Origin of the sequence: Paenibacillus sp. OK060, assembly GCF_900101205.1 — a bacterium.
GTDB classification, from domain to species: domain Bacteria; phylum Bacillota; class Bacilli; order Paenibacillales; family Paenibacillaceae; genus Paenibacillus; species Paenibacillus marchantiae.
Map to the genome: position 1 here is coordinate 67,321 of NZ_FNFR01000004.1, position 13,586 is coordinate 80,906.

Here is a 13,586-nt window from a genome sequence, read left to right on the forward strand (position 1 = left end):
GGAGGAGCGAGCAGAATGATTGAAACCAAAAAGGGATTTCTGGGACCTGAGCATGTAGATCTGTTAAATGGCGTTTTTCAAACGTCACAGGAAGTTGGAGAAAAGTATTTGTTATCACTGGACATTGATCGTTTTCTGGCACCGTGTTTTGAGGCCCATGGGTTACCGGCGAAAAAGGAACGATACGCGGGTTGGGAGGCACGCTCGATTAGCGGGCATTCTCTTGGACACTATCTGTCTGCCCTGGCTGTGACCTATCAGGCGACAGGTAATGAAACGTTAAAGCAAACGCTGGATTATGCCGTCAGTGAGCTTGCATCTATTCAGCTGACAACGGGCAGCGGGTATGTCGGCGGCTTATCCGAAGAAGCTTTCCGCATTGCATTTCGGGCAGAACACATTGGTGGTTTTAACATCGGTGAATATTGGGTTCCATGGTACAGCGTGCACAAGATCTATCGCGGACTAATTGATGCATACAAATTAACGGGCAATCAACAGGCCCTTGACGTGGTAACGCGGTTTGCTGATTGGGCGGTGGACGGTCTAAGCCCGATGACCGAGGAACAGATGCAGATCATGCTTCAATGTGAACACGGTGGAATGAATGAAGTGTTTGCCCATTTGTATGGAATCACCGGGAAGTCTGTATACCTTGAGATAGCCAACAAATTCACACATCAATTAATCCTCGAACCGCTGGAGCACAAGCAGGAAGATCTTCAGGGCAAACATGCGAATACGCAGATTCCGAAAGTCATCGGTGCAGCCGAAATATACAATCAGGATCATAATCACGAGAGCTACCGGACAGCGGCGGAGTTTTTCTGGGACACTACGATTCATCATCGGTCTTATGTATTTGGTGCTACGAGCATTTCGGAGCATTATGAAGCGAAAGGCATGGAGAGTCTCGGCATCAAAACCGGAGAGAGCTGCTGTACCCACAACATGATGCATCTGACGAAGCAGCTCTACACATGGAATCCCGACAGTGCCTACATGGACTATTATGAAAATGCGATCTACAACCATATCCTGGGCACACAGGACCCGGACACAGGCAACAAAACGTATTTTGCATCAACACTGCAAGGGCACTACAAAATCTACGGTACTCACGATACTTCCTGGTGGTGCTGCACAGGATCTGGCATGGAGAACCCGGGCAAATACGCCGAGGCAATTTACTTCGAGGATGAGCAGGATCTATACGTAAATCTATATATCGCGTCCCAATTGGACTGGAAATCCCAAGGCATATCACTGAAGCTCGAAACCGACTTTCCTTATTCGGAAAAGGTAACCCTTACGATCACCGAAGGCAGCGCCTCGGCCAATCTTAAACTACGCGTGCCCTCATGGCTGCAGGAGCCAATGACGGCAACGGTCAACGGGGATACGGCCCATCCGCATACCCGGATGGAACCCGGATACCTCGACATCGAGCGTACATGGACCGCTGGTGATGTCATCACCATCACGCTGCCGATGTCGCTCCACCAATACACGTCCAGGGACGATGCACACAAGGTGGCATTCCAGTACGGCCCAATTGTACTGGCAGGTGCTCTGGGAAGCGAAGGGCTGCCCGAGGATACCATCGTGGACGAAACGGCATTGAACCCCAAAACCGCACCTGTACCTGTAATTTGGACAGAGCAGGAGGATGTGCGTGAATGGATCAAGGTTGTAGACGCAAGTACGTTAACGTTTGAGATCAGCAAGGATGTCACCTCGGACGGCAATCCGGTGAGGCTGATCCCGTTCTATGATGTGCATCATGAGTTCTATACGGTCTATTGGCCGTTCAACGATGAAGGGGATGCGCTGGAGAAGGAATTGAATGATATCACCATCGACAGGGTGCAACCTGACGGTCAGCAGGATGAGATTGGACATCATCTGGATAGCAATTGCCGTGCAGAACAGCATAACGGTTCATATACAGACAGCCGCAATAAGCTGCATATGTGGCGAGAAGCATATGGTGTCAGCGGGGCTTACTTCAGCTACCAGCTGGCGGTGGATGGTTCTGCACCGAACTATGTATGCGTGGCATACTGGGGCGGGGATCATTCTCCTTTTGAACGGGAAGGAACACGGCATGAAAGAATATTTAGTATCGCCGTCGATGGAAATGTGGTCGGTGAACAGCGGATTCATATGAACAAGATCGGTGAAGTGTTCTTCGTTACCTATGACATCCCTCAGACGGTTACGTCAGGTAAAGACAGTGTGCGAGTTGCATTCCAAGCGTTGGACGACAACGGATGTGCCGGAAAAGTGGTGGAGGTACGTACAACGCGCAGCAAACCGGAATCTATCTTTTCGTAAAAGAGGCATTGTATGAAATTGGGCAAACACAATGGTATAATAATAGTAAAATGCTGATTAGGTAAAAGAGGAGGATGGAAGTGTGGCAAAACCGGATAATAAAGGCATCTATAGTTTTCAGGATTGGTTAACTTGGGAGGGGACTTGGGAGTTAATTAACGGCAAAGCTTTCAATATGTCTCCAGCCCCCACCTCATTACACCAGTTTATTGTGGGTGAGCTGCACTTCTCCTTGCGTACTTTTCTTCAGAATCGGAAATGTATCGTCTTTGTTGCTCCCTTTGACGTGTATTTCAGCGAGAATGAACAGTATGACGTACCTGATCATGTTGTCCAACCGGATTTATCGGTGGTTTGTTCCAAAGACCAAATATCCAAAAACGGCTGTCAAGGTGCACCGTCTCTAATCATAGAAGTATTGTCTCCATCAACTGCGTTGAAGGATTTTAACGAGAAGTTTAATCTGTATCAGAAATATGGTGTGAATGAATATTGGATTGTAGACCCTGGCAATCAGACCGTTCATGTGTACACATTGGAAGAAGGCAGTTACCAGAACCGTCATCTGTACACGGAGCAAGAAACGATTCAATCGGTGTTATATCCGGAACTGGAAATTCCGCTTCGGAATTTATTCAAGCTGAATTAGATTAGACAACAACATCATCACTCCGGCGCTGGCGTCGGGGTGTTTTTGCTTTTTATCGTATCGAATAAGCCCTATATAAAAAATGACACGTACTGCAAATTTCCACGTATTACCTGATAACATTTCTTTTTCCGCCACCGATTGTTCAAGGGCGCCAGGCTCGGTTCCCAAAGGTTACAAAATCTTATCCGCGTTGTCCCTCTAAAGATGAAATGGGATAAGCCCAAGCCACGTATATTATGAATATCCATATTAATCCACCCGAATGCGGCAACATCATGTACAATGAAATAAAGTTCCAATGGTAAATATCGACATAAAGCTTCAACACATAGCGCGAAAGGAGGTCTGATGATTTACATGATAAAGTACATAAAACTGCTGGGGCTGATCTTCGGCGTTGTGGTCATGAATGTTCTATTGTTCTCACCAGGATTCATCGGACTGGAGTTTGGCGGGGGAGCATTTACAACAGCGCTCTCGGTGACATTTCTGTTCGGTAGCGTGATGGCTCTTTTCTATGGAAGCTACACTTTATTGTTCAGACAGCCGGTAGTCTTGCCTGTGAAGAATATCGAAACCCATGAAGATTATGTGGAAGCGTTATCCTTTTATCGACGAATTAAAGTACTTGAGGAAGATATCACATTGGGATTATCTCAACTAAGCCGCATGAAGAAAAAGAAAGAAACCCTCCTGAACGTGTTGAATCAGCGATTTGATCCAGGGGAACTGAGTTACAAGAAATTTGCTTCGGTCACCCTCGAGGTGGAGAAGCTGTTATACCTCAACATCCGAAGTGTACTTAACCGACTCAATGTGTTCGATGAAGCGGAGTACGCCAGCCTGATGAAGTCCAAATCCGCTACACTTCCCCAAAAGCTCTTTCAGGAAAAGACCAAAGTATATAACGACTATCTGAGCTATGTGAAAAACTCGCTTCATACCAATGAGGAAATTCTTTTGAAGCTTGACCAATTGATGCTGGAAATCTCCCGCTTGGACAGCTTTGAAGCAGGAGATATTGAACAAATGCCATGTATGCAAGAAATTGACCAATTAATCAAGCACACCAAATTATACAGACAGTGAGGGGTTGTACGTATGGCTAAGAAGGGAAAGTTTTTTTTCATATCGATCGTGATGCTGGTACTCGTGTTTGGCCTCGTATATGCAGGGATTACGCTGACGTCGAACGTTGGTAAATCCAGTACACAGGTAACGACAGAGAATGCAGGCAAAGAGTTAGGCAAGTTGTATGCGGACATTGCGCCGGCAACGGCTGAACCTGTGAAGGGACAGATTGATCTCGATCCGGTGGATGTGGCTGAATCACTGCCGGACATCTCCAAATTTCCGATCACGGTCGAGAATACAACGAATGATTATGTAGAGATCTTTTCTTCCATTGAAAAGGCGGGAACCGGAGCAGATGGCTGGTTGACCGAGGTCACCGAAGAGTTCAACAAGGCTAACATTACCGTTGGCGGCAAACAGGTTTCAGTGAAATTACGTAATATCGCATCCGGTACGGCTGCTGATTATATTAAGTCTGGTAAATATGTGCCTGATGCGTTTACCCCTTCGAATGAGTTATGGGGTGAGATGGTAGCTGCCAGCGGAGTAAAGACAGATCTCATATCCAAAAGACTGGTGGGGAACGTTCCCGGTATCGTCATCTCCAAAGCCAAATATGATGCGTTGGTCGACACGTACGGCTCAGTTAATGTAAAAACCGTGACCGAAGCAATTGCCAACAATGAGCTCGCGATGGGGTACACCGATCCATTTGCCAGTTCCACGGGGCTGAACTTTCTCGTGACGGCACTCAACACATACGACAGCTCCAATCCGCTTGGTGAGAAAGCGATTGAGGGTTTTGAGAAGTTCCAAGCGAACGTACCGTTTACGGCGTCCACAACCATTCAGATGCGTGAGGCAGCCAAGTCAGGGCGACTGGACGCATTTGTACTGGAGTACCAGACTTACGTAAACACCGCAGATCTGAAAAGCGGATACGTCTTTACACCTTTTGGCGTAAGACATGACAGCCCGCTGTATGCACTGGGCCAATTGCCGCAGAACAAGCAAGAAATCATTAAGAAGTATGCGGAATTCGTAACCCAAGCGAAGTATCAGCAATCGGCTGAGGAATTCGGCTTCAATGGCTTGCAGGATTACAAGTCCGAATTGAACACAGTGGATGGTGGCACCTTGTTGTCCGCTCAGAAAGTATGGAAAGAGAAAAAGAACGGCAGTAAACCGATTGCAGCCGTATTTGTAACCGACGTATCCGGGAGTATGGACGGCGAACCGCTGAACCGACTCAAGGAATCATTGCGCAAAGGCCAGAAGTTCCTGGGCACAGATAACAGTATCGGCCTCGTCTCCTACTCTAGTGGAGTAACGGTGAATCTGCCAATTGCCAAGTATGATACGAATCAACAGTCGATGTTTGTTGGTACGGTGGATAGCCTGCAAGCGGGTGGCGGTACGGCAACCTTTGATGGAATCGTCGTGGCGATGAAGATGCTGGAAGATTATATGGCTACCAATCCAAATGTGAAGCCACTGATTTTTGTCCTAAGTGATGGAGAGACCAATGAGGGTCATACACTGAAGGATATTCGTGATCTGGTTGAGACGTACAAAGTGCCGATCTACACGATTGGTTATAACGCGGACATCAAAGCTTTGGAGAGCATCTCCAGCATTAACGAAGCGGCGAGCATTAACGCGGATACAGACGATGTTGTATACAAAATCGGTAACCTGTTCAACGTGCAGATGTAGCACGGGGATTGCACTCAAATTGACCTAATGTAAGGTACATTATTCCATTTTATATAGCACGTAATTGAAGGGGGAACTTGGATGTCGTTTTCGATGGAGATACCTAGCCAGAAGGAAATTCAGAAGGTGATTGAGGAGGAAATAAAGCCCGTACCTGCCGAGGTGGCGGAGCTGCAGCAAGTCGCAAATGCCAACGTGGAGATGATCATGACACTGGATCTCGAATCGTTGGAGAAACGCAAGGAGATTCTGCAATCCATTGATGGCTTTGGCATGAACACGATGAGATCCTCTTCCGAGAAAAACGCGTTGCTTCAAGTTTCCGTTGGACATCTGTCCAAGACGGGAGACGAGGGCGGGCAGGTCGCCAAAGGCTTGACCGAGCTGCATATGCAACTGAAGGATCTCGACCCTAGCGTGGTCGACTTTGCCAAGACCGGATTCCTTGGCAAATTGTTCAATCCGCTGCGGGCTTATTTTCTCAAATACCAGAAGGCTGACGCGGTCATCGCCGATATTGTGACCTCGCTGGATAAAGGCAGAGCGACCTTGAGAAACGACAATACAACACTGGAAATTGAACAGCAAAATCTGCGGGAACTCACCAAACGACTGCAAAAGGAAATTCAGCTTGGGGTGCTGATGGATGAGTCGATTGACGCACAGATCGAAGCCGCCAAAGTGCGTAATGAGGACCCGGAGAAAGTCCGTTTTATCACGGAAGAAGTGCTATTCCCGCTACGTCAGCGGGTCATGGATTTACAGCAAATGCTGGTGGTGAACCAGCAGGGCATCATGGCGATTGAAGTTGTCATTCGCAACAATAAGGAATTGATCCGCGGTGTGGATCGGGCCAAAAATGTAACGATCTCGGCATTGAAAATTGCCGTCACCGTCGCGAGTGCACTGTACAATCAGAAGATTGTATTGCAGAAAATTGAACTGCTTAACCGGACGACCAACGACCTGATCGCAGGTACGTCCAAAATGCTGAAAGATCAGGGCATTGCCATCCAGAAGCAAGCTTATGAGGCCAGCATTTCCGTGGATACGATGAAGCAGGCCTTCACAGATGTGCTTTCCGCGCTCGACTCCATCAGTCTCTATAAGCAGGAGGCTTTGCCACGGATGCGGGAGACCATTAATCAGTTCCGTGAACTGGCGGATACCGGAGAGCAGCAGATTCAGCGGTTGGAGAAAGGGCAGAAGCTGGGGCTGTAGTTTGAAAGGTAGTTAGAGGGGTATAGTGGAAGTATCGTACATGAGATCAAAAAACGGTTGAACACAGATAAGATCTGGTTCGACCGTTTTTTTTTACCTTTCTGCTGCTTAGGTCAAATCACGTTGAACATGGAGGACGTAGGGGATCAGCAGAAGAAGCAGAGCCAGTGAAGCTATCAGGGCAAGCAGCAGGCTTCCTTGGGTTAATAGTAATGCTCCCAGAGCTGCACCGAACACAAAAATAACCCAGGACAGGGCGAGTACTGCCCATTCGGAAGCAGGAGCCTTACCCCGAACGGCTTTGGCCAGTGCCTGTCCAATACCGAATAATGTGCCTGTCACAAAACCTTTGCCCACATCAGCATGAGCAACCATCTGGTGCATGGTGTTTTGCATACCCATGGCAACTGCAATCGGGAAAAGCACGCTCTGTGTATGGAGGAACAGCAAGAATACAATGGCGCCGGCAAACAGCAGGGATTCAAAGCCCAAGATGCCCGCCAGTCGCCATTTTCCCAATCGATCTGTGATCAACGTACCGATAAAGGCGCCTACAACGAATAAAAAAATGACCAGGCCTATATTCGTTAATACAGCGGAGTCTCCTTCAAATAGCGCGATACCAAGCTTGGTACTGTTACCACTCATGAAAGAAAGATAGATTTTCCCCAGCTGCAGATAGCCGACGGCATCAATGAAACCGGAGATCAGCACAAGTACACATGACAGTAGAAGCCGGGAAAGACCTGGCTCCAGTCGTTCTACGGTATGTCCCACACGTTTGCGATCACTGGTCGAATCGGAAGCAGAAGCCATGATGTCCAACCCCTTTTCCATGATAATGGATCGGTTCCGTGATATATGACAGAAGGATCACTACCGGTACCTATATTCAATAGGTACCGGTAGTGGTTGGACTATGACTTCGATTTATTCGGGTCCGGTGCGATAAAAAGAGTGTCATTCGGAAGCTGTTCGGCTTCCTCTTTGGACATTTCCAGATTTGTGGACAGCACATCATCCGGATTGCCCGCGAGCCACTCGCTCAGATCAATAGCTTCATAGTGTCCGCTGTTGAACCCGATTAACACACGGCAAACCTCATCTCCCGTATTTTTGATATAGTGACCTGCACCCATCGGTGCATAGCCCACATCACCTGCTTCGAATTGTTCTGTCACCGCATGACCTTCTGCCAGAAATACCGTCATTTCGGCAGTGCCGCTAATGTAATACTGCCATTCGTCGGCGTTGGGATGCCAATGCATTTCTCGTAATGCGCCTGGTTGCAGCTCGATCAATGATCCGGCCATCGTGGTGGAGATGGGGAAATCTTCGACAGTAACCGTGCGCTGGGTTCCGCCGCCTGGCGCGCGTCTTGGCTGTTTGGCATGCAGCGGGTATCGGTGGGGAGTCGTCAGCTCCGAATTGCGGCGATAGGTTCCAGAAGATGAGCTGTCATTAGGGACAGGCCCTTTGACGAAATAGGCTTCTCCCTGAGGCAGCTTCGCTGCACGCTCTGGGGTAATTCCAAGATTCTGGGCAACAATGTTGTTCGGTGTATGAGACAGGAAATCGGTAATACTGAACGTGTGATCTTCCGAGAAATCACCATTATCAAATATCAGAATAAAATGGCATTCGTCCGGTCCCAATCCCTGAATGGAGTGTCCGTAACCACGTGGGAAATACCACACATCTCCTGGCTCAAATGTATCGGTGTACGCATGTCCGTCCGGATGAATGACAGTGGTGCGACAGGAGCCGCTGATCACATAAGCCCATTCTGCCGCATTCGCATGCCAGTGCAATTCACGCATGCCTCCCGGTTCGAGGCGCATGGATACGCCTGCTATTCCAATGGACGCAGGAAAATCCCGAACGGAAGCACCGCGGGTAATACCGCCAGGGCCCGTACGGGGTTCTTTTTGTTCAAGCCGATATTTGAAAGATGTCATCATGATTCCTCCTCATATTATATTAGGTACACATGTAAATAGTTAAATATGGCGTTCATATCTTTTACCCATATTTTGCGAAACTATTCAATTGATTCCTGATTAATATGAGGCAAAAGAGAGACTTTCATTCAAACTTTATGCTGATCTGTATGTACATGTTGTACTTAGGGTGCTTTATACGAGGTGTGATACGCTACATTGCCAGGTTTGTAATTAATGATTTTAAATAACTCATCTGCCATATAAGTGGGACTATGCTTGAATTCCTGCCGAATCCATTCAATAATCATGCCAAAGATCGCATGAGATTGATAACTTGCCAGCAGCTCGCGATTGATGTGGGACGGAAATATTTCGTTGAGGTCCTGAAGAGCAAGGTCACGCAGAACATCGCAGATCATTTGCTGAAAATTGGACGATGCCTCCGATTTCACGACAAGGGTGTAGAATTGCGCATGCTGATGCACATGTTCGAAAATTTTGATTGCAGAAGAGGGCATATGACTTACTTCAAATATTTCTTTATCCAGATAGGGCTCACGATAGGATAAGACCAGATCCTTAATGATGTCATCAATAATCTCATTGAACAGGTCTTCTTTGTATTGATAGTGTCTGTAAAAGGTGCCCCGATTCAGATCTGCCAGCTGCACAATATCGGTAATGGATATTTCTTTGAATGACTGCTTTTGCATTAATTGAATGAGGGCATCCTTCAGCGCCGCTTTGGATTTCTTGATTCTTCGATCCATGGAACTCGGAAGTTCGGTCATATGCAGTACTCCTCGTAAATAGGTATTTTAAGATAAAGTACATTCGGTATTAGAAGTGTTGATTAACGTACAATTGGGAAAGCTTTTACTGATTGAACAGGAATGCTATGACTTATTATACTAAGGATAAGAGTTAATGAACATTTGTTTGTTAACTTATTGTAAACGAATACATGGAGGATGATACAACATGAGACTTCAAGATAAAGTGGCTGTAGTAACAGGTGCGGGTTCCGGCATGGGCAAAGCAATTGCAACACTGTACGCGCAAGAAGGTGCTAAGGTGGTTGTATCGGATATCAATGAAGCCTCAGCGCAGGCGGTGGCTGAGGATATCAAGGCAAATGGTGGAGAAGCGACGTTTGTGGTTGCGAATGTGGCGAAGGAAGAAGATATTCAGAACCTGATCGATACGACAGTTAACACATATGGAACAGTGGACATTCTGGTCAATAATGCAGGCATTATGGACAGTATGGAACCAGCTGGTGACATTGTGGATGACAAGTGGGAGCGTATCTTTGCAATCAACACAACAAGTGTCATGCGTGCTACCCGCAAAGTGCTGCCAATCTTCCTGGAAAAACAAAAAGGCGTTATCGTCAACATCGCTTCAGCCGGCGGGTTGCATGGTGCACGTGCAGGCGCGGCTTACACGGCTTCCAAACATGCAGTTGTGGGATTCACCAAAAATACAGGCTTCATGTATGCTCAACAAGGTATTCGCTGTAACGCAATTGCTCCGGGTGGGGTTGAAACCAATATTGCTTCCACAATGACAAACATTAACCACTTCGGTGCCAGCAGACAACAGCTGGGAATGGCGATCAATCCGCGTGCAGGTAAAAGTGAAGAAATTGCACAGGTGGCCCTGTTCCTTGGTTCGGACGAATCCAGCTTCGTGAACGGAACAGTCGTAACGGCAGATGCAGGATGGAGTTCATACTAATCCGTCGTCCATAACTGAAATATGCAAAGAAGCTCATACCAGTGTATGGGCTTCTTTTTGCATGTCCGTAACAGGCGAGAATGTGGAACATTAGGCAATAGGACAAACGTTTGCACAAACATGTCTACGCATTCCCGGATAACGTAAATAGGGACGAATCCCGAACAATCAAGCGGTGCGGAATAATAACTGGATTCTGAGGCAGGTGTTCACCGTTTAGAATTTTTAACAATACCTGAACAGCAGTATAGCCCAGCTGATAAGTTCCGATATCAATGGAACTAAGCGGCGGCGAAGCAAGTTCTGATAAAGCAATATTGTTAAAGCTCACAACACTTATATCTTCAGGAACGTTATATCCCAGCTCGGCCAGAGCACGAAGCACGCCAAAGGCAACATTGTCGTCGATGACAACGAGGGCGGTTGGTCTGTCGGGTAGCGACATGAACAGGGACATCGCCCGGAAGCCGCTTTCCTGCAGGAATTCTCCTTCCACGATCCAGTCATTGTTAGCATCAAGACCGGCTTCTTCAAGCGCATTTTTGTATCCGAGCATGCGATCATGAGACAACGTCAAATCTGGTGGTCCGCTAACAAATCCCACTCGTTTATGCCCTTGGGCAATCAGATGTGTGGTTGCATCGAATGCTGTCTGTACATTGTTATTGTCCACCATCGGTGCATCGGGATGCGTTTCACTACGGCCAATCAGCACAAAAGGAAACTTTTCCGCCTCCAAAAACGAAATAATCGGATCTTCCCTTTTGGAGCCAAGCAGCAAAATACCATCCACGCGTCGCCCATGTACCAGGCGGGATATAGCATTCAACTCATCGCTGGAAGACGTTTCGGTGGAGAGAAGAAGTTCATAATTCATGCGGGTGGCATGCGTAATGATTCCCCGAAGCAATTCTCCGAAAAAGTAGTTCTGAAACAGCTCTTCAGCAGGTCGGGGCAGCATGATACCCAGGGTTTGAGTCGTTTTGGAAACAAGGCTTTTGGCCATCATATTTGGATGATAATTCATTTCTTTCATGATTTGCTTCACTTTGAGTGACGTTTCCGAACTGATTCTGGGATGGTTGGAAATAACCCGTGAGACCGTAGAAGGGGATACACCCGCCAATTTGGCAATATCTTTGATTGTAATCATGTGAAAAATCCCTTCTGTACAAGCATTTCAACATGTCTCCTATGTTAATTCAAAGACTTCGATAAATCAATTGCTAACTGCATCATGGTGAAGAGGGAGAAGCAAAACAAAGGAAGACGGCGGGAGATCAAGCAAATCGGAAATTACAGGAACATAAGCCATAAAAGTGAAGGAAAATGGACGAAAATGACTTGTGCAAACGTTTGTGCAAATAAAGTTCGCTATTGTATGATGTGATTGTTATTATAGCGCTTACATGACTTGAATCAACATACTTCCTAGAAAATTCATCCCGATTACATAAGGATTGTACCCATCTGAGGTTAATATGAGCAAACGTTTGTATTACGTTCAAACGGATATAAGCTGAACTTCGGAATACAGGAACAGTACACAGAAAAACGGGTGAAAAGCGCGAGTACAGCATCGATCATGACTACGAAAAGGGGGAAATTCAATGAGAAAATGGCAGCAAGCAGCACTTGCAGGATTCATGGCACTCACACTTACCGCGTGTTCAAGCGGAGGTGGAGGCGCTGCGCCAACCACAACAGACAGCGGTGAGACTGGAGAAACCACAGTAACCGCGGAAAATATTCAGCCAGAAGAGGGCGCAAGCCTTGTCATATGGGAGGATAAAAATCAGCGCAGCTTTATTGAAGAACGGGCGAAGAAATTTGAAGAGAAATACGGCGTTTCTGTAAAAATCGAGGAATTGCCGCCGACGGATCAAGTGACCAAGCTCACTACGGACGGACCCGCGGGATTGGCTGCGGATGTGGTCGTTTTCCCACATGACAAGATTGGTAGCGCTTCAGAAGCTGGACTGATTTTGCCGAACGATATTTTTGAGCAACAGACTACACAATCCACTAGTGACAATGCGGTTAAAGCCGTTACCTTCAAAGACATCTTATACGGCTATCCCTACAGCGTAGAAACCTATGCGTTGTTCTACAACAAAAAGCTTTATCCCGAAGCACCGAAATCATTTGATGACATTATCAGCTTTGCCAAAACCTTTAATGACACCAAAAACAACAAGTACACTCTGATGTGGGAGCTACAGCAGTTCTATTACAACTTTGCTTATCTGGCTTCCCAGGGCGGATATATCTTCGGTGATGAAGGCATGAACAGCGAGGATATTGGCCTCAACAATGAGGGAGCCATCAAGGGCGGTCAGTTCTTGCAAACGCTGAAATCGGAAGTACTGCCTGTGAAGATGGGCGATGTGAACTATGACATCAAGAAAGGTCTCTTCTCAAGCGGGAAACTGGCCATGGATATTAACGGACCTTGGTCCATCGCCGATTATCGCAATGCTGGCATTGACTTCGGTGTTGCGCCACTTCCGGCGATTGAAGGCAAACCGATGACCTCCTTCTCTGGAGTCAAGGCCTATTACGTCAATGCATTTACAACCTATCCGAATGCTGCCAAGTTGTTTGCAGCTTATCTCTCCAGTGCCGAATCCCAGATGGTCAACTTTGAGATGAACGGCACTCTCCCAGCCAATAAAGACGTGGCGGCAGATCCGAAGATTCAAGGGGATGAAATCACGAAGGCATTCCTTGAGCAATTCAACAACTCTACCCCAATGCCTTCGCTTCCTGCCATGGATAGCGTATGGGGCCCCATCAGTGCAGCAATTACCGACATATGGGATGGAGGCAAGGATGTGAAAACCTCTCTGGATAACGCAGTCAAACAAGTCAAGGAGAGCCTTGCAACTGTCCAATAAAAAAGA

At 47.1% G+C, this 13,586-nt stretch carries 12 protein-coding genes; 7 read left to right on the plus strand and 5 right to left on the minus strand.

The genetic code is table 11. The features are described 5' to 3' along the window. The first annotated feature begins 15 nt into the window (after positions 1-15). Together BLS14_RS15495 and BLS14_RS15500 are read left to right on the plus strand one after the other, a co-directional pair. Positions 16-2,337, plus strand: a complete 2,322-nt coding sequence (locus tag BLS14_RS15495) for a glycoside hydrolase family 127 protein (protein ID WP_090952760.1) — start codon at positions 16-18, stop codon at positions 2,335-2,337. 82 nt (positions 2,338-2,419) lie between these two features. Further along, positions 2,420-2,986: a Uma2 family endonuclease gene (locus tag BLS14_RS15500; RefSeq protein ID WP_090952762.1), complete on the plus strand. Its 567-nt coding sequence runs from the start codon at positions 2,420-2,422 to the stop codon at positions 2,984-2,986. Here BLS14_RS15500 and BLS14_RS32615 read toward each other — a convergent pair. Beyond that, complete coding sequence (locus BLS14_RS32615) at positions 2,969-3,157, minus strand: hypothetical protein (protein ID WP_090952764.1); 189 nt, start codon at positions 3,155-3,157, stop codon at positions 2,969-2,971. The genes BLS14_RS15500 and BLS14_RS32615 overlap by 18 nt on opposite strands. A gap of 189 nt (positions 3,158-3,346) precedes the next feature. Here BLS14_RS32615 and BLS14_RS15510 point away from each other — a divergent pair, with 189 nt between their 5' ends. From BLS14_RS15510 to BLS14_RS15520, 3 genes are all read left to right on the plus strand, one after another. Further along, positions 3,347-4,078: a hypothetical protein gene (locus BLS14_RS15510; RefSeq protein ID WP_063566066.1), complete on the plus strand. Its 732-nt coding sequence runs from the start codon at positions 3,347-3,349 to the stop codon at positions 4,076-4,078. A gap of 12 nt (positions 4,079-4,090) precedes the next feature. Continuing rightward, positions 4,091-5,779, plus strand: coding sequence for a vWA domain-containing protein (locus tag BLS14_RS15515; RefSeq protein ID WP_090952766.1), 1,689 nt, complete (start codon positions 4,091-4,093; stop codon positions 5,777-5,779). Between the two features lie 81 nt (positions 5,780-5,860). Further along, positions 5,861-7,000, plus strand: coding sequence for a toxic anion resistance protein (locus tag BLS14_RS15520; protein WP_063566020.1), 1,140 nt, complete (start codon positions 5,861-5,863; stop codon positions 6,998-7,000). 108 nt (positions 7,001-7,108) lie between these two features. Here BLS14_RS15520 and BLS14_RS15525 read toward each other — a convergent pair whose 3' ends face one another. The 3 genes from BLS14_RS15525 to BLS14_RS15535 all read right to left on the minus strand — a co-directional run bounded on the left by BLS14_RS15525 (position 7,109) and on the right by BLS14_RS15535 (position 9,734). Continuing rightward, the gene (locus tag BLS14_RS15525) at positions 7,109-7,837 is read right to left on the minus strand and encodes a YoaK family protein (protein ID WP_090952768.1); all 729 of its coding nucleotides are present in this window, start codon (positions 7,835-7,837) and stop codon (positions 7,109-7,111) included. Between the two features lie 80 nt (positions 7,838-7,917). Further along, complete coding sequence (locus tag BLS14_RS15530; protein WP_063566019.1) at positions 7,918-8,958, minus strand: cupin domain-containing protein; 1,041 nt, start codon at positions 8,956-8,958, stop codon at positions 7,918-7,920. A gap of 167 nt (positions 8,959-9,125) precedes the next feature. After that, entirely contained in the window at positions 9,126-9,734 is a 609-nt protein-coding gene (locus BLS14_RS15535; protein ID WP_063566018.1) for a TetR/AcrR family transcriptional regulator, read from the minus strand. A 190-nt stretch (positions 9,735-9,924) separates the two neighbouring features. On the opposite strand from BLS14_RS15535, the gene BLS14_RS15540 reads away from it, so the two are divergent. Then, positions 9,925-10,683 carry an SDR family oxidoreductase gene (locus tag BLS14_RS15540; RefSeq protein WP_064640518.1) on the plus strand — a complete coding sequence of 253 codons (759 nt, stop codon included), beginning with the start codon at positions 9,925-9,927 and terminating at the stop codon, positions 10,681-10,683. Between the two features lie 124 nt (positions 10,684-10,807). Here the strand turns inward: BLS14_RS15540 and BLS14_RS15545 are convergent, their stop codons facing one another. Continuing rightward, positions 10,808-11,836 carry a LacI family DNA-binding transcriptional regulator gene (locus tag BLS14_RS15545; protein WP_090952770.1) on the minus strand — a complete coding sequence of 343 codons (1,029 nt, stop codon included), beginning with the start codon at positions 11,834-11,836 and terminating at the stop codon, positions 10,808-10,810. Positions 11,837-12,293: 457 nt separating this feature from the next. Between BLS14_RS15545 and BLS14_RS15550 the strand changes: the two genes are divergently transcribed. Further along, complete coding sequence (locus tag BLS14_RS15550) at positions 12,294-13,580, plus strand: sugar ABC transporter substrate-binding protein (protein WP_063566015.1); 1,287 nt, start codon at positions 12,294-12,296, stop codon at positions 13,578-13,580. Positions 13,581-13,586 lie beyond the last annotated feature (6 nt).

What these genes read in the sequence shown, in the direction of transcription:
- BLS14_RS15540 (WP_064640518.1), top strand. Translation starts at nt 9,925, where the DNA reads ATGAGACTTCAAGATAAAGTGGCTGTAGTAACAGGTGCGGGTTCCGGC.
- BLS14_RS15535 (WP_063566018.1), bottom strand. Translation starts at nt 9,734, where the DNA reads ATGACCGAACTTCCGAGTTCCATGGATCGAAGAATCAAGAAATCCAAA.
- BLS14_RS15550 (WP_063566015.1), top strand. Translation starts at nt 12,294, where the DNA reads ATGAGAAAATGGCAGCAAGCAGCACTTGCAGGATTCATGGCACTCACA.
- BLS14_RS15520 (WP_063566020.1), top strand. Translation starts at nt 5,861, where the DNA reads ATGTCGTTTTCGATGGAGATACCTAGCCAGAAGGAAATTCAGAAGGTG.
- BLS14_RS15530 (WP_063566019.1), bottom strand. Translation starts at nt 8,958, where the DNA reads ATGACATCTTTCAAATATCGGCTTGAACAAAAAGAACCCCGTACGGGC.
- BLS14_RS15525 (WP_090952768.1), bottom strand. Translation starts at nt 7,837, where the DNA reads ATGGAAAAGGGGTTGGACATCATGGCTTCTGCTTCCGATTCGACCAGT.
- BLS14_RS15515 (WP_090952766.1), top strand. Translation starts at nt 4,091, where the DNA reads ATGGCTAAGAAGGGAAAGTTTTTTTTCATATCGATCGTGATGCTGGTA.
- BLS14_RS15545 (WP_090952770.1), bottom strand. Translation starts at nt 11,836, where the DNA reads ATGATTACAATCAAAGATATTGCCAAATTGGCGGGTGTATCCCCTTCT.
- BLS14_RS15495 (WP_090952760.1), top strand. Translation starts at nt 16, where the DNA reads ATGATTGAAACCAAAAAGGGATTTCTGGGACCTGAGCATGTAGATCTG.
- BLS14_RS15510 (WP_063566066.1), top strand. Translation starts at nt 3,347, where the DNA reads ATGATAAAGTACATAAAACTGCTGGGGCTGATCTTCGGCGTTGTGGTC.